The sequence below is a fragment of the Ruegeria sp. BHSC276 genome (assembly GCF_059612945.1).
The window spans coordinates 228,649-252,520 of sequence record NZ_JBXWRP010000004.1; the positions used below are offsets into that span (position 1 = coordinate 228,649).

19 protein-coding genes and 1 pseudogene are annotated in these 23,872 nt (G+C 64.0%); 11 read left to right on the top strand and 9 right to left on the bottom strand.

Annotation, left to right across the window (positions count from 1 at the left end; translation table 11 throughout):
- Window positions 1-18: 18 nt before the first annotated feature.
- Genes AC2FMD_RS08240 through AC2FMD_RS08270 form a run of 7 tightly spaced genes read left to right on the top strand, consistent with a single transcriptional unit; the run spans window position 19 to window position 8,122 of the window.
- Complete coding sequence (locus AC2FMD_RS08240) at window positions 19-1,359, top strand: alpha-glucosidase/alpha-galactosidase (protein WP_496743498.1); 1,341 nt, start codon at window positions 19-21, stop codon at window positions 1,357-1,359.
- 13 nt (window positions 1,360-1,372) lie between these two features.
- Complete coding sequence (locus AC2FMD_RS08245; RefSeq protein ID WP_496711748.1) at window positions 1,373-3,082, top strand: IlvD/Edd family dehydratase; 1,710 nt, start codon at window positions 1,373-1,375, stop codon at window positions 3,080-3,082.
- Window positions 3,082-3,849, top strand: a complete 768-nt coding sequence (locus tag AC2FMD_RS08250) for an SDR family NAD(P)-dependent oxidoreductase (RefSeq protein WP_496794907.1) — start codon at window positions 3,082-3,084, stop codon at window positions 3,847-3,849. The genes AC2FMD_RS08245 and AC2FMD_RS08250 overlap by 1 nt, the downstream gene beginning before the upstream one ends.
- Before the next feature lie 4 nt (window positions 3,850-3,853).
- On the top strand, window positions 3,854-4,747 hold the full coding sequence (locus AC2FMD_RS08255) for a 2-dehydro-3-deoxygalactonokinase (protein WP_496794908.1): 894 nt from the start codon (window positions 3,854-3,856) through the stop codon (window positions 4,745-4,747).
- A complete protein-coding gene (locus AC2FMD_RS08260) occupies window positions 4,744-5,349 on the top strand; it encodes a 2-dehydro-3-deoxy-6-phosphogalactonate aldolase (protein ID WP_496794909.1) in 606 nt (201 codons plus the stop codon). Before AC2FMD_RS08255 ends, AC2FMD_RS08260 begins: the two co-directional genes overlap by 4 nt.
- Window positions 5,346-6,206, top strand: a complete 861-nt coding sequence (locus AC2FMD_RS08265) for an SMP-30/gluconolactonase/LRE family protein (RefSeq protein WP_496794910.1) — start codon at window positions 5,346-5,348, stop codon at window positions 6,204-6,206. The genes AC2FMD_RS08260 and AC2FMD_RS08265 overlap by 4 nt, the downstream gene beginning before the upstream one ends.
- Window positions 6,203-8,122 (top strand): beta-galactosidase, encoded by a 1,920-nt coding sequence (locus tag AC2FMD_RS08270; protein ID WP_496794911.1) that lies wholly within the window; start codon window positions 6,203-6,205, stop codon window positions 8,120-8,122. The genes AC2FMD_RS08265 and AC2FMD_RS08270 overlap by 4 nt, the downstream gene beginning before the upstream one ends.
- Before the next feature lie 33 nt (window positions 8,123-8,155).
- On the opposite strand, the gene AC2FMD_RS08275 is transcribed toward AC2FMD_RS08270, so the two are convergent.
- The 9 genes from AC2FMD_RS08275 to AC2FMD_RS08315 all read right to left on the bottom strand — a co-directional run bounded on the left by AC2FMD_RS08275 (window position 8,156) and on the right by AC2FMD_RS08315 (window position 19,301).
- Complete coding sequence (locus tag AC2FMD_RS08275) at window positions 8,156-9,418, bottom strand: ABC transporter permease (RefSeq protein WP_496743491.1); 1,263 nt, start codon at window positions 9,416-9,418, stop codon at window positions 8,156-8,158.
- Window positions 9,415-10,335 carry an ABC transporter permease gene (locus tag AC2FMD_RS08280; protein WP_496682376.1) on the bottom strand — a complete coding sequence of 307 codons (921 nt, stop codon included), beginning with the start codon at window positions 10,333-10,335 and terminating at the stop codon, window positions 9,415-9,417. Before AC2FMD_RS08280 ends, AC2FMD_RS08275 begins: the two co-directional genes overlap by 4 nt.
- 13 nt (window positions 10,336-10,348) lie before the next feature.
- The gene (locus tag AC2FMD_RS08285) at window positions 10,349-11,461 is read right to left on the bottom strand and encodes an ABC transporter ATP-binding protein (protein ID WP_496711754.1); all 1,113 of its coding nucleotides are present in this window, start codon (window positions 11,459-11,461) and stop codon (window positions 10,349-10,351) included.
- Between the two features lie 118 nt (window positions 11,462-11,579).
- On the bottom strand, window positions 11,580-12,704 hold the full coding sequence (locus AC2FMD_RS08290; protein WP_496682379.1) for an extracellular solute-binding protein: 1,125 nt from the start codon (window positions 12,702-12,704) through the stop codon (window positions 11,580-11,582).
- Between the two features lie 339 nt (window positions 12,705-13,043).
- On the bottom strand, window positions 13,044-14,132 hold the full coding sequence (locus tag AC2FMD_RS08295; protein WP_496794912.1) for an ABC transporter ATP-binding protein: 1,089 nt from the start codon (window positions 14,130-14,132) through the stop codon (window positions 13,044-13,046).
- A 3-nt stretch (window positions 14,133-14,135) separates the two neighbouring features.
- Window positions 14,136-15,791, bottom strand: a complete 1,656-nt coding sequence (locus AC2FMD_RS08300) for an alpha-glucosidase (protein ID WP_496742672.1) — start codon at window positions 15,789-15,791, stop codon at window positions 14,136-14,138.
- Between the two features lie 9 nt (window positions 15,792-15,800).
- On the bottom strand, window positions 15,801-16,949 hold the full coding sequence (locus tag AC2FMD_RS08305) for a carbohydrate ABC transporter permease (RefSeq protein WP_496742671.1): 1,149 nt from the start codon (window positions 16,947-16,949) through the stop codon (window positions 15,801-15,803).
- Between the two features lie 10 nt (window positions 16,950-16,959).
- Window positions 16,960-17,967 carry a carbohydrate ABC transporter permease gene (locus tag AC2FMD_RS08310; protein WP_496682388.1) on the bottom strand — a complete coding sequence of 336 codons (1,008 nt, stop codon included), beginning with the start codon at window positions 17,965-17,967 and terminating at the stop codon, window positions 16,960-16,962.
- Window positions 17,968-18,032: 65 nt separating this feature from the next.
- Window positions 18,033-19,301, bottom strand: a complete 1,269-nt coding sequence (locus AC2FMD_RS08315; protein ID WP_496742670.1) for an ABC transporter substrate-binding protein — start codon at window positions 19,299-19,301, stop codon at window positions 18,033-18,035.
- 225 nt (window positions 19,302-19,526) lie between these two features.
- Here AC2FMD_RS08315 and AC2FMD_RS08320 point away from each other — a divergent pair, with 225 nt between their 5' ends.
- The 4 genes and pseudogenes from AC2FMD_RS08320 to AC2FMD_RS08335 all read left to right on the top strand — a co-directional run bounded on the left by AC2FMD_RS08320 (window position 19,527) and on the right by AC2FMD_RS08335 (window position 23,854).
- Window positions 19,527-20,558: a LacI family DNA-binding transcriptional regulator gene (locus AC2FMD_RS08320; protein WP_496682393.1), complete on the top strand. Its 1,032-nt coding sequence runs from the start codon at window positions 19,527-19,529 to the stop codon at window positions 20,556-20,558.
- A 2-nt stretch (window positions 20,559-20,560) separates the two neighbouring features.
- A pseudogene (locus AC2FMD_RS08325) lies at window positions 20,561-21,859 on the top strand (GH1 family beta-glucosidase); the annotation flags it as partial.
- Between the two features lie 48 nt (window positions 21,860-21,907).
- Window positions 21,908-22,888, top strand: coding sequence for a glucokinase (locus AC2FMD_RS08330; RefSeq protein ID WP_496794947.1), 981 nt, complete (start codon window positions 21,908-21,910; stop codon window positions 22,886-22,888).
- A gap of 39 nt (window positions 22,889-22,927) precedes the next feature.
- A complete protein-coding gene (locus AC2FMD_RS08335) occupies window positions 22,928-23,854 on the top strand; it encodes a carbohydrate kinase family protein (RefSeq protein ID WP_496682396.1) in 927 nt (308 codons plus the stop codon).
- The last annotated feature ends 18 nt before the right edge of the window (window positions 23,855-23,872 follow it).

Below are 23,872 nucleotides of genomic sequence, written 5' to 3' on the forward strand. Positions count from 1 at the left end.
TAGTCAAGGTTTACAGTCATGACCAAGATCACCTTCATCGGTGCAGGTTCCACGATTTTCATGCAGAACATCGTGGGCGACGCCCTGCTGACCCCATCGCTGGCCGACAGCCATTTTGCCCTGATGGACATCGACCCCGAGCGTCTGGCCGAGAGCGAAACCGTCGCACGCGCCATGATCCGCTCGGTCGGGACCGGCGCGACCGTGTCCACCCACACCGACCGCCGCGCGGCGCTGGACGGGGCTGATTTCGTCATCACGGCTTTCCAGATCGGCGGCTACAGACCCTGCACCGTCACCGATTTCGAGATCCCCAAGCAATATGGCTTGCGCCAGACCATCGCCGACACGCTGGGCGTGGGCGGCATCATGCGCGGCCTGCGCACCGTGCCCGTCCTGTGGGATGTGGCCCGCGACATGGCGCAGCTGTGCCCGGATGCCACGCTGCTGCAATATGTCAACCCGATGGCCATCAATACCTGGGCGCTGGCCGAACGGTTCCCGGCGCTGAAACAGGTCGGTCTGTGCCACTCGGTCCAGAACACGGTCGAGGAGCTGGCCCATGACCTCGACCTGCCCAAGGATGAAATCCGCTATCGCGTTGCCGGCGTGAACCACGTGGCCTTCTTCCTGCGGCTCGAACATCAGGGCCGCGACCTGTATCCGGCGCTGCGCCGGGGCTATCACGCGGGCCAATTGCCCAAGGCGCCGCTGCTGATGCCGCGCTGCCCCAACAAGGTGCGGTACGAGGTGATGGATCACCTGGGCTATTTCTGCACCGAAAGCTCGGAACACCTGGCAGAGTACGTCCCGTGGTTTATCAAGGATGGGCGTCAGGACCTGATCGACCAGTTCCAGATCCCGCTGGACGAATATCCCACCCGATGCGAAGAGCAGGTCGCCAACTGGAAAGAACAGGCCAAGACCCTGACCGACGGGCGCGACATCGAGGTGATCCGCAGCCACGAGTTCGCTGCCGACCTGATGAACGCAATCGTCACCGACACGCCGTACGTCGCCTATGGCAACCTGCCCAATACCGGGCAGATTCCGCAGCTTCCGCTGGGCGCCGCGGTCGAAACGCCCTGTCTGGTCGACAGCAACGGCGTGCAGCCCTCGGTCGTCACCGACATTCCGCCGCAGCTGGTCGCCCTGATGCGCACCCAGATCAACGTGCAGGAACTGACCGTGCGCGCCTTGGTCGAGGAAAACCCCGAACACATCTATCACGCCGCCATGATGGACCCGCACACCGCCGCCGAACTGGACCTGCGCCAGATCCGCAACTTGGTCAGTGACCTGCTGACCGCCCATGCCGACTGGCTGCCCGACTGGTGCCAGCCCGCCAAAGCCGCTTGAAAGGGCCCCGCAAATGACCAAGAAACGCCGCTCACAGCATTGGTATGGCAAGCTCGACAAGGACGGGTTCATCCATCGGTCGTGGATGAAGAACCAGGGCTTTCCCGATCATGCGTTCGACGGTCGCCCGATCATCGGCATCTGCAACACCTGGTCCGAGCTGACGCCCTGCAATTCAGGCCTGCGCGACCTGGCCGAAGGCGTCAAGCGCGGCGTGTGGGAGGCGGGCGGCTTTCCCGTCGAATTCCCGGTGATGTCGCTGGGCGAAACCCAGATGAAGCCCACCGCCATGCTGTTCCGCAACCTGCTGGCGATGGATGTCGAAGAATCGATCCGCGCCTATGGCATCGACGGCGTGGTGCTGCTGGGTGGTTGCGACAAGACCACGCCGGGCCAGCTGATGGGCGCGGCCTCGGTCGATCTGCCTACGATCGTGGTCAGTTCCGGGCCGATGCTGAACGGCAAGTATCGCGGCAAGGATATCGGCTCGGGCACCGATGTATGGAAGTTCTCGGAAGCCGTGCGCGCCGGCGAGATGACCTTGCAGGATTTCATGAACGCCGAATCCGGCATGAGCCGGTCCAAGGGAGTCTGCATGACCATGGGTACGGCCTCGACCATGGCGTCGCTGGTCGAGGCGATGGGCATGAGCCTGCCTACAAACGCCGCCCTGCCCGCTGTCGATGCCCGTCGCATGGCGCTGGCGCACATGACCGGCAAGCGCATCGTCGAGATGGTGGACGAAGACCTCAAACCTTCGGACATTCTGACCAAGGCGGCGTTTGAGAACGCCATCCTGGCCAATGCCGCGGTGGGTGGATCCACCAACGCCGTGGTGCACCTGCTGGCGCTGGCCGGCCGGGTGGGCGTGGACCTGACTCTGAAGGATTTCGAGATCGGGTCGGACATTCCGCTGCTGGTCAACTGCATGCCCTCGGGTAAGTACCTGATGGAGGATTTCTGCTATGCCGGCGGGATGCCTGTGGTCCTGTCCGAGCTGAAATCGCATCTGCGCCCGGCCATAACCGTTCTGAACAAAGACATCTCGGCCCATTACGAAGGAGCAGAATGCTTCAACCGCGACGTGATCCATTCCTTCGACGATCCGGTAAAACCGGCCGCCGGGCTGCGCGTTCTGCGCGGCAACCTGGCGCCGAACGGGGCGATCGTAAAACCCTCGGCGGCCACCGACAGCCTGCTGGAAACGGAAGGTGAGGCCTATGTCTTCGACAGCATCGAGGACCTGAAGGCCAATATCGACCGCGATGACCTGCCGGTGACGCCCGAGACCATCCTGGTGCTCAAGGGCTGCGGGCCAAAGGGCTATCCGGGCATGCCCGAGGTCGGCAACATGCCGATCCCCGCCAAGCTGGTGAAACAGGGCGTGCGTGACATGATCCGCGTTTCCGACGCACGCATGTCGGGCACCGCCTTCGGCACAGTGATCCTGCATGTCAGCCCCGAGGCGCAGGCGGGCGGCCCATTGGCGCTGGTGAAAACCGGCGATCGCATCCGCGTGTCCGCCAGCAAGGGCGAGTTGGAATTGCTGGTCGACGAACAGGAACTGGCGGCCCGCCGCGCGGCCTGGCAGCCCGACGACCCGCATTACACCCGCGGCTATGCCAAACTGTATATCGACCATGTCCTGCAGGCCGATCAGGGGGCCGACCTTGATTTCCTGGTGGGCAAGGACACCCGCCTTGTGACCCGAGAGAGCCATTGATGAGCCAGCCAGCCACTTTCCATGACCTCGACGGGGCGTCCGTCTTCATCACCGGCGGTGGGTCCGGCGTGGGCGCGGCCCTGACCGACGGGTTCCTGGCCCAGGGCGCCAAGGTCGCCTTTATCGGCCGGTCCGACGCCAGCGCGTTCGTCGAAGAGATGCGCGCCAAACACGGCCGCGCGCCCTTGTTCCTGCAGGGCGACATGACCGACACTGCGCTGCTGCGCAAAACCATGACAAAGGCCGCCGAGGCCCACGGCCCGCTAAACGTGCTGGTCAACAATGCCGCGAACGACAAGCGCCACAGCCTCGAGGAAACCACGCCCGAGTTCTGGGACTGGATGATCGCGGTGAACCTCAAAGCCTATTACTTTGCCTGCCAGCAGGCCGCGCGGCAGATGGCAGAAACCGGCGGGTCGATCATCAACTTCAGCTCGATCAGCTACATGATGGGCAATGCGGGCTATCCGATCTATACGACGGCCAATGCCGGAATCACCGGCATGACCCGCTCGCTCGCGCGTGAGCTGGGGCCGAAGAACATCCGCGTCAACGCATTGGCGCCCGGCTGGGTGCTGACGCAGAAACAACTGGACATGTGGGCCACGCCCGAAGATCTGGCCGCGCATATGGATCGCCAATGCCTGAAGGAACATCTGAGCCCGGACGACATGATCGCGCCGACGCTGTTTCTGGCATCAACGGCCAGCCGCGCCATGACCGGGCAATGCATGGTCGTCGATGGCGGCGTGATCACAACGGGGTGAGGACATGAACACCGAGTGGATCGCAATAGACTGGGGCACCTCGCATCTGCGCGCCTGGGCGATGCAGGGCGATACGGTGCTGGACCACGCCCAATGCGACCGGGGCATGGCGACGCTGGGCCGGGATCAGTTCCAGGACGCGCTGCTAACGCTGGTCCAGGGCTGGCTGGGCACGGCGCCCGTCGATGTGATCGCCTGCGGCATGGTCGGTGCCCGCCAGGGCTGGGTCGAGGCGCCCTATGTGGCTGTTCCCGCCAAGCCGATCTCGACCGTTCCGGTGCGCGTGCCCGGCACCGATCCACGCATCCGCGCCTTCGTGGTGCCCGGCCTGAAACAGGACGACCCCGCGGACGTGATGCGCGGCGAGGAAACCCAGATCGCCGGCTACCTGTCCACGCGCCCGCATTGGGATGGCGTGATCTGCCTGCCCGGCACCCACACCAAATGGGTGCAGGTCAGCGCGGGCGAGGTCGTCAGCTTCCGCACCTTCATGACGGGTGAACTTTTCGATCTGCTGGGCCAGCACTCGGTACTGAAACACTCGGTGGGCGAAGGCTGGGACGAGGACGCCTTCGCCACGGCCGTGGCGGACACGCTGTCAAAGCCCGAGCAACTGGCCGGGCGGCTGTTCGGGCTGCGTGCGGCCGACCTGCTGCACGGCCAGGACCCGGCCACCGCACGGGCCCGCCTGTCCGGTGCCCTGATCGGTGCCGAGCTGGCCGCCACCCGCCCCTATTGGCTGGGTCAGCAACTGGCCATCGTCGGCGCCGAGGCCTTGTCGCACATCTATGCCGCGGCGCTGCAGCAACAGGGCGCGTTCGTCGAAACCGCCGACGCGACCCAGGCCACGCTGGCCGGTCTGCTACAGGCCCGCACCCTCACGAGGCAAACCGCATGAGCCGCCCCATCATCGCCATTCTGCGCGGGCTTGACCCGGCGCAGGCCGAGGCCGTCGGCCAGGCCATTCTGGACGCAGGGATCGACCGGATCGAGGTACCGCTGAACTCGCCCGACCCGCTGGACAGCATCGGCCGTCTGGCCCGTTCGATCGGCGACCGCGCGCTGGTCGGGGCCGGAACCGTCCTGACCGTGGACGAGGTCGAACAGGTGGCTGCCGTGGGCGGCAAGCTGATCGTGTCGCCCAATTGCGATGCCGAGGTGATCGCGCGCACGGTGGATCTGGGCCTGCAAAGCTGGCCCGGTATCTATACCCCAACCGAGGCCTTCGTCGCCCTGCGGGCCGGGGCCACCGGGTTGAAACTGTTTCCCGGTGTGATGGCCGGACCGGCGGGGCTGGCTGCCATGCGCCCGATCCTGCCCAAGGGTACGCAAGTTTATGCCGTGGGCGGCGCGGGGCCCGAGAATTTCGACGACTGGCTCAAGGTCGGGGCTGACGGGTTCGGCATCGGCTCGGCCCTGTTCAACCCCGGCATGTCCGTGGACCAGATCGCCGAGAACGCCCGCAGGATCGTAGCCGCCTATGACGAGGCCGCGAGATGAGCCAGGTCTTTGACGACCGCCCGTGCGAGTTGGGCGAGGGCCCGCTGTGGCACCCCGAACGGCAACAGCTGTTCTGGTTCGACATCGTCAACAAGCGCCTGATGACCCGCGACGCGGATGGTCCGCAAAGCTGGGATTTTGCCGAGCAAGTCTCGGCCGCAGGCTGGATCGACCGCGACACGCTGCTGATCGCGTCGGAAACCGGGCTGTGGACGTTCGGGCTGGAGAGCGGTCGCAAGGACCGCATCATCGCGCTCGAGGCCGACAACCCGGTGACCCGCTCGAATGACGGGCGGGCTGATCCGTGGGGGGGATTCTGGATCGGCACCATGGGCAAGCGCGCGGAACAGGGCGCGGGGGTGATCTATCGCTTGTGGCGGGGTGAGCTGCGGCAGCTGGTGCCGGACGTAACCATCTCGAACGCGATCAGTTTCGCGCCCGACCGGTCCTGCGCCTATTTCTGCGACACGGCCACCGGGCAGGTGCGGCGCTGGGGTCTGAACCCCGAAACCGGCTGGCCCGAGGGCGACAGCGCGGTGTTTCTGGACCTGCGCGCCGAGGGTCTGAACCCCGATGGCGCGGTCGTCGACGCCGCGGGTAACCTGTGGCTCGCACAATGGGGCGCGGCGCGGGTTGCGACCTATGACGCCGGCGGAACCTTCCTGCGCGCGGTGTCCTTCGCGGCAACCCATACCTCATGCCCCGCTTTCGGCGGGCCGGATCTGACGACGCTGTTTTGCACCTCGGCCCGCGAAGGGCTGGATGCGGACACCATCGCGTCACACCCCACTAACGGAATGACCTTTGCCGCCGAAAACGCGGGCCAAGGTCAGGCGGAACACAGAGTTATCCTATGACCCCCGAACTTGGCGTTTGCTATTACCCTGAACACTGGCCGCAAGAAATGTGGGCCGAAGATGCCGCGCGCATGGTCGAGGCCGGTCTGCGCTGGGTCCGGATCGGCGAATTCGGATGGAGCCGGATGGAGCCGGAACCGGGCCGGCTGACATTCGACTGGCTGGATCAGGCCATCGAGACCCTTGGTGCGGCCGGGCTGAAAGTGGTGCTGGGAACCCCAACCGCCACGCCGCCGCGCTGGATGCTGGACCGGCACCCGGACATGCTGGCGGTGGACGAAAACGGGCAGCCGCGCATGTTCGGCTCGCGCCGTCACTACTGTTTCAGCCATCCCGGATATGTCGACGAGTGCGTCCGCATCGCCCGGATCATGGGCGAACGCTATGGCCGCAACCCGCACGTCGCCGCCTGGCAGATCGACAATGAATATGGTTGCCACGACACCACCGTCAGCTACAGCGAGCCTGCCCGGGAGGCCTTCCGCCGCTGGCTGGCCGAACGCTATGGCTCGGTCGAGGCGCTGAACGCGGCCTGGGGCAACGTGTTCTGGTCTATGGAATACAGCGATTTCGATCAGATCGACCTGCCCAACCTGACCGTAACCGAACCCAACCCGGCGCATGTTCTGGCCTTCCGCCGGTTCAGCTCGGACCAGGTGGTGGCCTTCAACCGGGCACAGGTTCAGGCGCTGCGGCCTCTGACCGACGCGCCGCTGCTGCACAACTACATGGGTCGGATTCTGGATTTCGACCATTTCGAGGTGGGCGCCGATCTGGATATCGCCACTTGGGACAGCTACCCGATCGGGTTCCTGTCCGACCGGCTCGAGGCCGACGCGGCGCACAAGACAGCCTTTCTGCAACAGGGCGATCCCGACATGCAGGCCTTTCACCACGATCTGTACCGCGCCGTCGGGCGCGGCCGCTGGTGGGTGATGGAACAACAGCCCGGACCGGTGAACTGGGCGCCCTACAACCCGGCCCCCCTGCCGGGCATGGTGCGGCTTTGGTCGCTTGAGGCTGTGGCCCACGGGGCCGAGGTGGTCAGCTATTTCCGCTGGCGGCAGGCGCCTTTTGCGCAGGAACAAATGCACGCGGGCTTGCTGACGCCGAACAACCGCCCTGCCCCCGGTCTGACCGAGGCGCAGCAGACGGTCGCGGATTTGGCCGCGCTGGGGCCGGTCGAACCGGTGCAGGCGCGGGTGGCCATCCTGTTCGACTACCCGTCGGACTGGGCCTGGGCGACCCAGCCTCAGGGCGCGGGGTTCAACTATTTCCGGCTGGTGTTTTCCGCTTATCGCGCCCTGCGCCGCGCCGGGCTGTCGGTCGATGTCGTGCCGGCCACGGGCATGGACGAAGCCGAGTATGATCTGATTCTCGCCCCCGGGCTGGCCACGCTGGACGACGCGCTGGCCGACCGGTTGCGCGCGGCGACCAAACTGACGGTTCTGGGCCCGCGCACCGGGGCAATCACGGCTGATTTCCAGTTCCCGACCCAAGGCCGCCCCGGCCTGCAAGCGCTGGACTGCGACGTGGCGCTGGTGGAATCTCTGCCGCCCGAGATCACCCGCCCGGTTCAGGGCGGCGGCGCCGCGCAACACTGGGTCGAGCGGCTGACCGGCAACGCGCCCGATCTGTTGACGTTTGCGGACGGGACCCCGGCGCTCAAGGGCAGTGACCAGCTTTGGTATCTGGCCGGATTCCCGGACGAAGACCTGTGGGACCGGATCGTTGAAATGGCCGCGCAGAAGGTCGGGCTGACCCTGCATCCGATGCTGCCCGGCCTGCGGCAGCGCGAGACCGCGACCCATCAGTTCCTGATCAACTACAACGCTCATTCCGTCGAATGGAACGGCCACACGATCGCGGCCTGCGACGTGGCCATTCTGAAACGCAATCCGCCCGGCTGGGGCTGACCTCAGGCCGGGCGGAAGCCTTGACCGGCGCGCCTATTGGTCGCCGCTCAAGCTGTTGGGATCGAACACGTTCCCAAAACCGCTATTGCCCTTGGGCGGTGCTTCGGCTTCGGGCTCGGCGTCGCTGCCGCCACCCAGAGTGCCGGGCGCGAACACACCGCCAAAGCCGCTGTTGTTCGAGGGTTTGGGCGCCGATTGCGTGGCTCCGCCCTGCTCGGCCTCCTGGGCTTCGCGCTGCTTGCGCTGCTCCTCGCGCTGCTTGCGCAGCTCTTGGATACGGCGTTCGGCCTCCAGGCGTTTCTGCTCTTTCACGTTGGCGATGCACTGGTCGGGGCTGTAGACCGCCGCCGTGCCCACCACCGTGATCGTCGCCACCGCAAAGACCACCAGCAACACCGCCGCCATGTTCCCGGCAAAGAAGCTGGGCAGGCGGATCTTGCCGCCCAGGTCCTGCACCGTCGCGTTGCGGCGGGCGGCGGCGACCAGCTCCTGCCGGCGCAGCTTGGCCTCGTTCAGAAGGGCAAAGAACACCGTCAGCGCCACGATGATGAAGGCCAACGCCGAGATCGAGGGCGTGATGCCGTACCGCACCTTCTGCGCCAGCTCGATGGTCAGCGTCGGATACTCACCGAAGGTGAAGGTGGTGGTGTTGTAGTTCTCGAACGAGGCCAGAAACGCCAGCACCGCCGCCGACGCGATCGCCGGGCGCATGAACGGCAGCAGGATCTTGCGAAACGCCTGCGCATGGGTCGCACCCAGATCCAGCGCGGCCTCGGTCAGCGCCGTGTTATAGCGCTGCAACCGCGCCACCAGCACCAGCATGCAATAGCTGGCGATGAAGGTCGATTGGCCGATCACCGTCAGGAACACCCCGTTCGACAGGACGCTGTCCGCGCCCAGCCCCAGCATCCGGTTGATCCGGTCCCAGAACACCAGGGTCGAGATGCCCAGCACCACGCCCGGGATCAGGATCGGCGCGATGATGATCGTATAGTAGGTGGCGCGTAGCCGGGGCCAGATCTGGGTCAGCATCAGCGCGCCGGCCAGCCCCATCGCCACCGACAGAACCACCGTTCCCGCCCCGATGATCAACGAGTTCTTGATCCCGTTCAGGATGCGCTGATCTTGGAACAGTTCGGTGAACCACTGGAAGGTCAGGCATTCCCACGGGCTAATCCGCGGGAAGCTGGACGAGTTGAAGGCGGTGATCGACATGATCACCAGCGGACCCAGCAGATAGGCGAAGAAGATCGCCAGATAGACCCAGATGCTTATGCGGAGGAAGGAATTGTTCATTTCCCGATATCCCCCATGTTCACCTTGAACAGGCGCATCATCGCCAGCACGAACAGGATGCAGGTCACCAGCAGCACCACCGCATAGGCTGCGCCCTGGGGCCAGTCATTGTTGTCGTTGAACTGCTGATAGATCAGCTGCGTGAACCACAGGCTTGACGGCCCTCCCAGGATCTGCGGCGCGGCCAGCGCACCGGCCGACAGCATGAACACCATGGTACAGCCCGAGCTGATCCCCGGCTTGGCGTATGGGATGACCACCCGCCAGTGGATCCGCCACCAGGGCGCCCCCAGATCCCGCGCCGCCTCGATCTGGTTCCGGTCGAGGCTTTCGATCACGTTGTAGATCGGAAAGATCATCAGCAGGATGTAGGCATAGCCCAGACCGGCATAGAGCGCGATGTCGTTGCGGATGAAATCGAAGGGCGTGTCCCAGATGCCCAGGCCTACGAACAGCGTGTTCAGAACGCCAGTTTCGCCAAAGATGATACGCAGCGCAAAGGCGCGCAGGATCTCGTTGATCCAATAGGGGATGATCAACATGACTGCGAAGATGCGAATGTGACTGCCCTTGGACTGGCCCAGGTAATAGGCGATCGGATAGCAGAGGATCAGGTTGAAGATCGTCACGCAGACCGCCGCCACCAGTGTGCGGAAGAACACCCGTAGATCGACGGTGTTGTAGTCCTGACTGCCGCCCTCGGGGCCGTAGATCAGGTATTTGTAGTTCTCCAGCGTGTACACGTCCTTGGGGCCGCCGATTTCCGGGGGCGGCAGGTTGGGACGGAAGGAGAAGTCCAGCATCGACAGCTGCGGCAGGATGATCAGGCCGATCGTCCAGAACAGGACCAGACCCAGAATCGTCAGCCCCATGCCGGTGCCGTTGCGGTTGAAGAAATCCTTCAGAAAGGAGGGCATGTCTCGGGCCTCCCTATTCCGCGGCCAGTTCACCGGCCGGAACCACGACCGCGTTGCGGGTGTCGTATTCCAGCGTGATGTTCTGTCCCGTGTGATCCTTGAACGACTGGCCGTGGTTCGGGATCGAGACCTTGATCTCTTTCCCGCCATCGCCTTCGGTGAAGATGTTGAAGACGTTGCCCTCGAATTCCTCATGGGTCACGCGCGCGGTCACGAAGTGATCGCCGCTGGCGCCCTCGGGCGCGATCGAGAACGCCTCGGGCCGGATGAACATCATGGCGTCGTCGCCCTCGGCCAACTTGCCCCGGTTGGCCGTGGAAATACGCGCCACCAGCTCACCCGAACGGTTGGTTGCGATCAGCGCCTCATCCCCCATCACCCGCTTGACCTTGCCGCGGAACACGTTGTTTTCGCCCACGAAAGAGGCGGCAAACGCCGTGGCTGGATCGTTGTAGATGGTCTTGCCGTCGGCGATCTGGTCGATCACCCCGGCGCGCATCACGGCGATGTTGTCCGACATGGTCAGAGCCTCGCCCTGGTCATGGGTGATGTAGATGAAGGTGATGCCCACCCGCTGCTGAATTTCGCGCAGCTCGGTGCGCATGTGCTGGCGCAGCTTGAGGTCCAGCGCCGACAGAGGTTCGTCCAACAGCAGCACGTCCGGCTCGGCGCACAAGGCGCGCGCGATGGCCACCCGCTGGCGCTGACCTCCCGACAATTCGCTGGGCAGCTTGTCGCCCTGACCCGGCAGCGCAATCATGTCCAGCAGTTCGTCCGCGCGTTTGCGCCGTTCGGCGGCGCTGGCACCTTTTATCTCCATCGAAAAGGTGATGTTCTCCCACACCTTCATGAGCGGAAACAGCGCGAGGTTCTGAAAGATCAGCGCGGTCGGACGCTTGTTCGGCCCGATGCCCTTCATGTTCTTGCCGCCGATCAGGACATTGCCTTCGCTGGGCTCGAGGAACCCAGAGACCGCCCGCAGGATCGTGGTCTTGCCGCAGCCCGAAGGCCCAAGGAACGAAAAGAAGTCGCCGCCGTTTATGTGAACGTTCGCATCGCGTACGGCGACAAAATCGCCGAAGCGAATCCACAGGTTTTCCAGATCAACTCCGATCCCTGCACTCATATTTAGTTTCTCCCTGTGACACAGCCTTTGGCCGCACCGTATCGTTGTCCGTCACGCGGAGCGCGTGCGGGGTCCTGTGGCCCCCCGCTGTGTTGCGGGGGGCGCGATCGAGTTACGATCAGGCGCTCTTGAACTTGTTGACGAACTCGGTCCGGGTTTCGGCGTACCAGGGGGCCTCGGCCGGCCAGGGGTTCAGGTTGGCCAGCGAGTCGCCCGGATAGGCCTCGGCAAAGTTCTTCTTGTAGGTATCGCCGGAATATTGGTCGGCGCCCAGTACCGGCGAGTTGTAGCCGTGGCTGTCGATCGCCACGCCCGCGGGCTCGGGTTGATAGGCGAATTCGATGAACGCATAGATCTGGTCGATGTTCTGCGCGCCCACGGGCACCGACATGCCATCGACCCAGGCCATCGCGCCTTCGACCGGCGCCTGATAGTGCACCGGCTCGCCGGCAGATTTTAGCGCCAGCGGCGGACCGTCCCAGGTCTGGCCGACGACCACACCTTCGTTCAGCAGGCCATTCTTTTGGGTGTCGGCATCGTTCCACAGCAGCTTGATGCGGTCCTTGCGGGCGATGCACCAATCGGTGATCTGGCCCCAGACCTTGCGCATCGTTTCTTCGTCATTGTAGGCCGACCAGACCGAGCCGGGCTCCATCTCGCCCACACGCTCCATGTACAGGCCCGCGCCCAGCATCATCGAATGCGCGCGGCCCATGGTCTTGCCGGCGTTCTCCTCGGACCAGACATCGCCATAGGACGGCGCGTCGCCATCCGGCAGCCACAGGTCGGTGCGATAGGCGATGCCCTCGGTGCCCCAGATATGCGGCAGCCAGTGCACGCCTTTGCCGCCGAAGTTCCAGGCATCGGTGCCGATCTTGGCCATAGCCGGGTTCACCTTGTCAATCGGCACGCGGCTCATGTCAAACGGTTGCAGAAGTTCCAGCGGCTCCCACTGCAGCGACCGGTTGTTGGTGGGCGACACGATGTCGAAGCCCTGGCCTTTGGTCGCCTTCATCTTGTTGATGATTTCCTCGTTCGAGCCGATGCCGGTATAATTCACCTTGATGCCGGTCTTGGCCTCAAATGCCTCAAGGAAGCTGGGCGGCAGGTAATCCGACCACATCAGGATGTTGACCTCGCCCGAGGATGCCAGCGCGCTTTTGCTGTAGAGCGGCGCTGCCAGAGCGGCCGCACCGGCCCCTTTCAACACCGTACGACGGTTCACATTCGACGATTTCGCCATTGGTTTTCTCCCGTGTTTGGACTGAGTTTTGTTGTTGTATGTGCGTCACGTTAGAGTTTTGCGGCCGCTGCGTCAGTCCAAAAAGCGACAGATTGCGAAATTCATAGGTCCAGATTGACGACCGCGACAGGCGACGGCGGCTCACCGCAGTCGGAAATTTCTCTTCATTCGCCCGCAAATCAGGCTTCAGATCATACTTCCCCGCAGACATCGGCTGCGCCTGCCCAACCGGATCAGCGAACCCCTGTGTCTCGACCCGCGTGAATAGTTTACAAGAAAAAGGCCGCACCTGCCCCGCCATGGGGCCGGATGCAGCCTTTTTGTGCAGAATCAGAAGCGTCAGGCGCGCGGGCGCATCGACAGCCCGTTATGGAACAAGTGCACTTTTTCGGGCGCCGCCGTGACCGAGACCGTCTGCCCACGCAAACCGCGATGAATGCCCGGCAATTTGCCGATCACCGACTCGGCCCCCGGGGCCTTGGCGAAATAGAGCAGCGTCACCTCGCCCAAGGCTTCGGTGAAATCCACGACACCGGTCAGCAGGGGCGCGCCATCGGCAACCACCAGGTCCTCGGGCCGGACGCCCACATTGACTTTCTTGCCGACGTCCGCGTCTTGGGTCGGGATGGCCGAAACCGCCGTGCCGCCGGAATCCAGCGCGACGGTCGTGGTGGCACCGGTGCCGGTGATCGTTCCGGGCAGCAGGTTCATGGCGGGCGAGCCGATGAACTGGGCCACGAATTCGTTGTCGGGCGTCTCGTACAGTTCCAGCGGCGTGCCAACCTGTGCGATGCCCTTGTTGGCCAGAACCACGATCCGGCTGGCCAGGGTCATTGCCTCGACCTGGTCGTGGGTGACATAGATCATCGTGCTGTCGGGCATCGCCTCTTTCAGTCGCGCGATCTCGATCCGCGTGGCCACCCGCAGCGCAGCATCCAGGTTCGACAGCGGCTCGTCGAACAGATAGACCTTGGGGTCGCGCACGATGGCACGTCCGATGGCGACCCGCTGACGCTGACCGCCCGACAGAGCCTTGGGCAGCCGGTCCAGAAACGGTTCCAGCTGCAGGATCTGCGCCGCGCGGTTCACCGCCGCGTCGATCTGATCGGCGGGCATCTTGGCGATTTTCAGGGCAAAGGCCATATTCTCGCGCACGGTCATGTGCGGATACAGCGCGTAGCTTTGGAACACCATGGCGATGCCGCGCTGTGCCGGGGGCACGTCGTTCATCACCTGCCCCTCGATCTCCAGCGTCCCGCCCGAAATGCGTTCCAGCCCCGCGATCATCCGCAGCAGGGTGGACTTGCCGCAGCCCGAGGGGCCGACGAACACGATCAACTCGCCGCGCTCGATCTCAAGGTTGATATCCTTCAGGACATCGACATTGCCATAGGTCTTGGCGACATCGGTCAGCTTGAGTTCGGACATGGGTTACCCTTTCTCTCGGACCATCAGGCAGAATTGCGACGGCGCCAGCGTGGCGCTTGCCTGCGCGTCGACTGCGCCAAGATCCTGACCGATGCAGCGCCAGTTGCCCTCGGGCAGGTCGATTTCCGCGGTGTCATCGCCCAGGTTGAAGGCACAGAACACCTGCTGGGTATCATTCTCACGCAGGAAGCTCAGGATCGGGCCGGTTTCGCGCATGTGCGACTGGGTGCCCGACATCAGCGCCGGATACTCATGGCGCAGAGCGATGGCGCGGCGATAGTGGTTCAGCACCGACTGCGTGTCGGCTTCCATCCGGTCCACGGCGCGTTCAGCCTGCGCGATACTGACGGGCAGCCAGGGCGCACCTGTGGTAAAGCCCGACTGTTCGGCCTGCGCGGCCCAGACCATGGGCGTGCGGCAGCCGTCGCGGCCCTTGTATTCAGGCCAGAATTCGATGCCATAGGGGTCCTGCAGGTGCTCAAAGGCCACGTCTGCCTCGGGCAGGCCCAGCTCTTCGCCCTGATACAGGCAGGCCGAGCCGCGCAGGCACATCATCAGAACCGCGTGCTGCCGGATGCCGGCCTCGTCCAGATCCCAGCGCGAGGCGTGACGCTGCACGTCGTGGTTGGAGAACGCCCAGCACGGCCAGGCGTCGCCGGCCTTGGACAGAAGCTGGTCAAACACATGCTTGGTGTATTCTGCCGTCAGGCGGCGTTTCTCTAGAAATTCAAAGGCATAGCACATGTGCATGCGCTTGTCGCCACGGGTGTATTCGCCCATGATCTCAAGCCCGCGCTGTGCGTCGCCCACCTCACCCAGACAGGCGCGGCCGTCATATTGATCGGTCAGGGCGCGCAGCCGTTCCAGAAAAGCGATGTTTTCTGGTTGGCTCTTGGAATAAAGGTGGTCCTGATGGTTGTAGGGGTTGACCATCGGCGCGATGGTGGCGTTGCGCTGATCCAGAGGCAGCGCCGGGTTGTCGCGCAGTTGCGCGTCGTGGAAGTAGAAGTTGATCGTGTCCAGCCGGAACCCGTCAACGCCCATGTCCAACCAGAACCGCGCCACGTCCAGCAGCGCGTCCTGCACATCGGGGTTGTGGAAATTCAAGTCCGGCTGCGAGGTCAGGAAATTGTGCAGATAATACTGCTGCCGGCGCGTATCCCACTGCCAGGCCGAGCCGCCGAAGATCGACAGCCAGTTGTTGGGCGGGGTCCCGTCGGGCTTGGGGTCGGCCCAGACATACCAGTCGGCTTTGGGGTTCTCGCGGTTGCTGCGGCTTTCGACGAACCACGGATGCTGGTCCGAGGTATGCGACAGCACCAGGTCGATCATCACTCGCAGACCCAGACCATGGGCGCGGTCCAGCAACGTCTGGAAATCCTCCATCGTGCCGAACATCGGATCGATGGCGCGATAGTCGCTGACATCGTACCCGAAATCCTTCATCGGCGACTTGAAGAAGGGCGAGATCCAGATCGCATCGACCCCCAGACCGGCGATGTAATCCAGCCGCTGGGTGATGCCCCGCAGGTCTCCGATGCCGTCGCCGTTGCTGTCCTGAAAGCTGCGCGGATAGATCTGATAGATCACCCCGCCGCGCCACCAGTCGGACTCCGTCTTGGTTGAGTGCTTGAGGTCCACGTTGTTCTGCACGTTCATCACACGCCCTTATTTGACTGAACCGGCCAGCAATCCGCGGACCAGGTATTTCTGCATTGCAAAGAAGACGACCAGCGGCACCGCGATCGACACGAATGCCGCCGTCGCCAGGATTTCCCAATTGCCGCCACGGGTGCCCAGAAGCTCGACGATACTGTTGGTCATCACGGTGGTTTCTCCGGATGCGTCGATCAGGAACACCTTGGCCACCAACAGGTCGTTCCATGTCCACAGGAACTGGAAGATCGCGAACGAGGCCAGCGCCGGAAAGCTCAGCGGGAGGATCAGCTTGGTGAAGATTTGAAACTCGGTGGCGCCGTCGACCCGCGCATTCTCGATCAGGTCGCGGGGCAGACCGGCCATGTAATTGCGCAATAGATAGATCGCCAGCGGCATGCCAAAGCCAGTATGGGCCAGCCAGACGCCCAAATACCCTTTGCCGATGCCGATGTTCAGGTGGAATTTCAGCAGCGGGATCAGCGCCAACTGCAAAGGCACAACCAGCAGACCGACCACCGCGGCGATCAACAGCGCACGGCCCGGAAAGTCCATCCAGGCCAGCGCATAGGCCGCAAAAGCCGCCACCAGGATCGGGATGATCGTGGCCGGAATCGTGACCGTCAACGTGTTAAAGAACGCCTTGGCCATGCTGTCGGTGCTGTCCTCGGCCAGCAGGACCTTGTGGTAATTGTCCAAAGTGAACTCGGGCGGCAGTTCGGCGGTCACGAAGACGCGCGCGCCCCTGCTGCCGGTGAATTCCTCGGTGTTCTCCATCCGGTAATCGCCATTGACCTGAACGGTGATCGTTCCGCCCTTGCGCAGTTCGGCCGTCTGGCCCGGCTCAAATGCATCGATCTCGCGCGAGCTGATGCCCCATTTCGAGATGCGCGCGTTGGTGCCGGCGTCGAACAGATTGCCCTCGATCACATACAGGCCATTTTCCTGCACCTGGGTATCGGGCGCGGCGCTGCGCAGCGTCAGGTTCTGCTCGGACGGGAAAATCGCCCGCCACCAGCCGCTGGTCGCGATCTGGTCCGCCGTGCGAAACGACGAGATGAACAGGCCCAGCGTGGGCACAACCCACAGCACCACCAGAAACAGAACCGAGGCATGTACGGCCCATCTGAGCGCCGGGCGGGTTCCTGCGATCTCACTCATGGCGGACCCCCTATTCCATTTCCTTGCGCGCGTTGCGGACGTTCCAGACGAGGATCGGCGTCACCAGCAGCATGATCACCATGGCCGAGGCCGAGCCCACGCCCCAGTCGTTGGCGCGGAACAGCTTGTCGAACATGTAGTTGGCCAGCACCTGTGTCTCCCACTGGCCGTTGGTCATGGCGAACACGATGTCGAAGACCTTCAGCACGACTATGGTGATCGTTGTCCACACCACTAGGATCGTCGTCTTGATTTGCGGCACCTTGATCTTGAAGAAGATCTGGAGCGGGCTGGCGCCATCCAGAATGGCGGCCTCGACCGTTTCTTCGGGAATTCCACGAAGGGCCGCCGACAGGATCACCATGGCAAAGCCCGTTTGGATCCAGATCAGAACGATCATCAGGAAGAAATTGTTCCAGAACGGAATGGTCAGCCAGGTCTGCGGCTCGGTTCCGCCAAAGAAGATGTACAGGGCATTTAGCATGCCGATCTGGTCCTGCTCGATCGGGCGGGTGTCATAAACCAGCTTCCAGATCACCGAAGCGCCCACGAACGAGATCGCCATCGGCATGAAGATCAACGACTTGGCAATATTGCCCCAGCGGATGCGGTCGGTCAGCTGGGCCACCAACAGGCCGAATGCCGTCGACAGCGCCGGCACCACGATCAGCCACAGCATGTTGTTGCGCATCGCTTCCCAGAATTTCGGCTCGGCGACCATCTGGGCATAGTTGTCCAGACCAACCCACTCGTACCCGCCGCCGGGCACGCGGTCGGTCAGGGACAGGCGCAGCGTTTCCACCACCGGATAGGCGAGGTACAGCCCCAGTGCGGCCAGGGCGGGGAGCAGAAACAGCCAGGGCCGGATCATGTTGGCCCTGTTGATGTTGCGCCCGGCATTCGGGCCGCGCGGCGGGAACAGAACCTTGTCCAGAAACTGGTTGGACAGGTAGAAATAGCCGACGCAGGCGGATACGCCGATGGCGATCGTCAACAGACCTTGGATTGCGGGATGCATGTCACCCTCCGTGGCGACGATGGGTCGGGCAACCCGCATGCACGGGTTGCCCCTGGTTCACGGGTTTACTGGATCGCGTCCCAGGACGCCTGGATCTCGCCGGCGACCTCTTGCGCGGATTTGCCACCGACATAATCGACCATGCCGGTCCAGAACGTACCAGCGCCCACCGCGCCCGGCATCAAGTCGGACCCGTCAAAGCGGAAGGTGGTCGCGCCCAGAAGAATGTCGTTCATCTTCTTCAGCGTCGGGTCCGAGAAGGCCGAGGTATCGACACCCTTGTGTGGGGTCAAAAAGCCGCTGAGCGCCATCCAGGTCTCATGCGCCTCGGGGGTCTGCAGATACGCGATCAGGTCGTGCGCGGCGGGGCTGTCGTTGGTGATCGCCCACAACGTGCCCGCGCCCAGAACCGGGCTGCCCAGATCCTTGCTTTCATAGGCCGGGAAGTAAAAGAAATCGGCATCTTCACCCACGACCGTGCCTTCGGGGAAGAAAGCCGGGATGAACGAGGCCTGACGGTGCATGTAGCACTGCGGCGGTGAGCTGAACAGACCCTTGGGGCTGTCGCGGAAATCGGTTGTTGCAACCGCCCCGGCCCCACCGGCCACATAGTCGTCATTGCGGGCGAATGCACCGAATTCCTCGATTGCGGCCACGACCTTGGGGTCGTTGAACTTCAGGTCGTTGGTGACCCAGGCGTCGTAGTCCGCCGGGGACAGGGTGCGCAGCATCATGTCCTCAACCCAGTCGGTCGCCGGCCATCCGGTCGCGCCGCCCGACCCCAGACCGATGCACCAAGGCGTGCCGCCATCGGCGACGATCTGGTCGGTCAGGGCCTTGAGCTCTTCCATCGTGGTCGGGACTTCATAACCCGCGTCCTCGAAATTCTCGGGCACGTACCAGACCAGCGATTTCACATCGACCTTGTAGAAGAAGCCGTAGAGATGGTCCTGACCGTCCGGGCCGGCATAGGTGCCCAGATCGACCCAGGACTGGCCCGCGGCATAGTTGTCGCGCACCCAATCCGCCGTTCCGTCCGCCAGCGGCGTCAGGAACCCGGCCTTGGCCATGTCAGCCGCCAGTCCCGGCTGGGGGAACACGGCGATGTTCGGTGCCGAACCGGCCTCGGCGTCGATGCGGATCTGCTGTTCGAAGCTGTCCGAGCCGACATAGGCATATTCATGCCCGGTGGCAGCGGCAAATCCGTCCAGAACCTTTTCGACATTCTCCTGGTCCGGGCCAAGCCAAGGGCCGAACACGGTGACCTTTTCGGCCTGGGCCGCGCCCGCCATCAGGGCAAACGTGGCCGCACCTGCCAAAAGCGAGTGTTGCATTGATTTTCCTCCCAACTGTATCTGGCGCATATGAGACTCGGTTTTCAAAGCGCTTTGGATGCCCGCTGTTATCCGCTAACGGAATGCGGCTGTCAATCGTCTGTTTTCTTTGAGCCCCATGTTTTATTGATGCAGTCGCAGAGAAAATGAAACAGCTTGACGCAAGCAAAAATTGGCCACACAACAGGGACTGAACCGCAGATTTAAGGCGCTTTGACAGCCGCTATGAACCTCAAACAGCTCTCTCAGATCCTGGGCCTGTCACAGACGACGGTCAGCCGCGCGCTGAACGGCTACCCAGAGGTGAGCGAGGCAACACGCCTGCGGGTTCAGGCGGCGGCGGCCAGGCACGGCTATCGTCCGAACGCGCGCGCCAAGGGGCTGGCGACGGGTCGGTCGATGGTGATCGGCCACGTGATTCCCAGCTCGGCCCGGCACGAGATGGTAAACCCGATCTTCGGCGATTTCGTCGCCGGCGCGGTCAAGAAGTATGCCGAGCACGGCTATGACATGATGTTCACAAATGCCGACGACACCTCGATCGAGGACGCCTATCGCAGCCTCTTCCAGCGCGGCGCGGTCGATGGCGTGGTGCTGCAGGGCCCCAAAGTGGACGAACCGCGGATCGAGGTTCTGACCCGGATGCAGGTGCCGTTCATCGTGCATGGCCGCTCGACCGGCGTCAGCCTGCCCTATGACTGGATCGACGTGAACAACAAAAGTTCGTTCCAGCGCGCGACCCGCTTTCTGATCGACCTGGGCCACCGGCGGATCGCGCTGATCAACGGGCTGGAGGACATGGATTTTGCCCAAAGGCGCCGCGACGGGTATCTCGAGGCGCTGAAACAGGCCGGCCTGTCGCCCGACCCGGCCCTGATGCGCAGCGCCGAGATGACCGAAGTCTATGGCCACCACGAAACCCGAGACATGCTGCGGCTGGACGATCCGCCGACCGCGATCCTGACCTCATCGATGATCTCGGCCATCGGGGTGCGGCGCGCGCTGGACGAGGCCGGGCTGAAGATGGGCCGCGACGTATCGGTGATCGCCCATGACGACGACCTGTCCTATCTGAAGAACGGGCAGGACGTTCCGATCTTTACCGCCACCCGGTCTTCGGTGCGCCACGCTGGCGAACTGGCCGCCGAGATGCTGATCGAGCGCATCCGCGCGCCCCACGACCCGACCAAGACTAGATTGCTCGAGGCCGAACTGGTAGTCGGCGGCTCGACTGGTCCCGCCCCCAACAGGTTCTGAACATGAAATACACCCGTGCTGATTTCCCCAAAGACTTCCTCTTTGGTGTCGCAACCTCGGCCTATCAGATCGAAGGCCACGCACAGGGCGGCGCCGGCCCGACCCATTGGGACAGTTTCGCGGCCACGCCCGGCAACGTGGTGCGCGCCGAAAACGGCGATCTGGCCTGCGACCACCTGCACCGGTTCGAACAGGATTTCGACCTGATCCGCGAGGCTGGGTTCGACTGCTATCGCTTTTCCACCAGCTGGGCGCGCGTGCTGCCCGAAGGGCGCGGGCCGGTGAACCAGGCCGGGCTGGACTATTATGACCGGCTGGCCGACGCCCTGCTGGAACGCGGCATCCGCCCCTGCGCCACGCTGTATCATTGGGAGCTGCCCTCAGCCCTGGCCGACCTGGGCGGCTGGCGCAACCGCGACATCGCCAACTGGTTCGCCGATTTCACCGAGATCATCATGGGCCGCATCGGCGACCGCATGTACAGCGTCGCCCCGATCAACGAGCCCTGGTGCGTCAGTTGGCTGAGCCATTTCGAAGGCCACCACGCCCCCGGCCTGCGCGACATCCGCGCCACGGCCCGCGCCATGCATCACGTCCTTCTGGCCCATGGCCGCGCGATTCAGGCCATGCGGGGCCTTGGCATGTCGAACCTGGGCGCGGTGTTCAACCTGGAATGGGCCGAACCCGCCGATGAAACCCCCGAGGCCCGAGAAGCCGCCGATCTGTATGACAGCATCTACAACCGGTTCTTCCTGGGCGGCGTGTTCAACAAGGCCTACCCCGAGAACGTCCTGCAGGGGCTGCAGGCCCACCTGCCCGACGGGTGGCAGGATGATTTCGACACGATCGGCACGCCGGTCGACTGGTGCGGGTTGAACTACTATACCCGCAAGCTGATCGCACCCGCCGACACGCCCTGGCCCAGCCTGCAAGAAGTGCCCGGCCCCCTGCCCAAGACGCAGATGGGGTGGGAGATTGAGCCAAGCGCGCTGACCCGGTTCCTGACCCGTACGGCCCGGGACTACACAGGCGATCTGCCGATCTATGTCACCGAAAACGGCATGGCCAGCCCCGAGCGGCAGCAGGATGACGACCGCATCGACTATCTGAATCGGCATCTGGCTGCGGTGCAGGACGCGCTGGATCAGGGCGTTCCGGTCAAGGGCTATTTCATCTGGTCGCTGCTGGACAATTACGAATGGGCGCTGGGATACGAAAAGCGGTTCGGCTTGGTCGATGTCGATTTCGAAACGCTGGAACGGCGCCCCAAGGCGTCGTTCCGGGCGATGCAGGCCGCTTTGGCCCAGGGCGATCCGGTCTCGGTTCCGATGGCGCAGCCCAGGGGCGCAATGCACGACCACTGGAACCTCGTGGCCGATATCGGCGGCACCAACACGCGGCTGGGGGTCGTCACCAATGGCACGCTCACCGATCTGCGCAAATCGCCCACCGGCACCCTGCCCGAGTTTCTGGCCGCCCTGCACGACCTGTGCGCCGAGATCGGAACGCCGCCGCGCGCCGTGGTCGCCGCGGGCGCGGGCCCGGTGCGCAATGGCACGATCCGTCTGACCAATGCCAATCTGGACCTGTCCGAGGCCGACATCGCCACGGCCACCGGCGCGGACCACACCTTTGTCATCAACGACTTTACTGCCGCCGCGTGGTCGGTGGCCGAGATCACGGGCGATGACGTGCAGGCCCTGCAGGGCGACCCGACCCCGCCCAAGGGCACCCGACTGGTGGTCGGCCCCGGCACCGGGCTGGGCGTCGGCGCACTTTTGTATTCCGAAGGCCACTATCACACCGTCTCGGGTGAGGGTGGCCATGTCGGGCTGTCGCCCCGCACCCGCGATGAAGTGGACGTGTTCGAAGCCGCCCGCCGGATCGCGCCCGAGTGTTTCTTTGGCGACAGCCTGACGCTCGAGGCCGAGATGTTCCTCAGCGGCACCGGCCTGCCGATCCTGTATCGCGCTGTGGGCATGGCCGCAGGCCAGCCCGAAACACCCGTCCTGCCCGCCAAGGACATCCTGCAGGCCGCGCGCGACGGATCCGACCCGCTGGCCGCGCGCGCCGCGCAGATGTTCACCACCCATCTGGGCGCTGTAATGGGCGACATGGCCGTGACCGTGATGCCCACCGGCGGCGTCTTCCTGGTGGGCGGCGTGGCCGACAAGAACCGCTGGCTGTTCGGTGACGACTTCCTGGCGGCCTTCAACGCCGGAGGCCGGTTCGACGCGCTGCGGCAGGGCTTTGGCGTTTATGTGTCGGAGCAGGCCGAATTTGGCATTGTTGGCGCTAACAACTTCTGCAAAAATGCGCTCGCGCGGTAAATTCACCGCCTGATCTTTGCAGAAGGAAGGAGCCGGGACATGATCCTGTGCTGTGGCGAAGCCCTGATCGACATGATCGCGGAGCCGACGGTTTCGGGCGCGCAAGGTTTCGTGCCGCATTCGGGTGGCGCGGTGTTCAACACCGCCATCGCCCTGGGCCGGCTGGGTGCGCCTGCCGGAATGCTGACCGGGCTGTCGAGCGACATGTTCGGCCAGCAATTGGCGCAGGCGCTGAAAGACAGTCATGTGGATGGCTCGCAGGTTGTTCTTTCGGATCGTCCGACCACGCTGGCCTTCGTGCAACTGCAGGACGGGCACGCCACCTATTCCTTCGTCGATGAAAACTCGGCCGGGCGGATGCTGCGCCCCGAGGATATGCCGGACCAGTTGACCGCGACCTCGGCGCTGTATTTCGGCGGCATCAGCCTGGCCTGCGAGCCCTGCGCCGATGCCTATGCCGCCCTGCTGGACCGCCACGGGGCCGAGCGCGCAGTGATGATCGACCCCAACATCCGCCCCGGCTTCATCCAAGACCAGACCCGCTATCGCACCCGGCTGAACCGGATGATCGCGCAGGCCGATATCGTCAAGGTCTCGGACGAAGATCTGGACTGGATCGTCCCAGGCCCCGAAACGCTGGAAGAAAAGGTGCCGCTGCTGCTGCAGGCCGGCCCCGCCGTGGTGATCGTCACGCGCGGCAGCCAGGGCGCGACCGGGTATCTGGCCGATGGCCGCACGGTTACGGCGCCGGTCACGCCGGTTCAGGTCGTCGATACGGTGGGCGCGGGCGACACGTTCAACGCCGGGGTGTTGGCGCAACTGCACCGCGCCGGGCTGCTGACCAAACAGGCGCTCCGCGCGATCTCGCCCGACGACCTGCGCGCCGCGTTGGAACTGGGCGGCAAGGTCGCCGCCGTCACCGTATCCCGCGCCGGGGCCAACCCGCCTTGGGCGCACGAGCTGTAAGTCATCGAAAGCACCGAT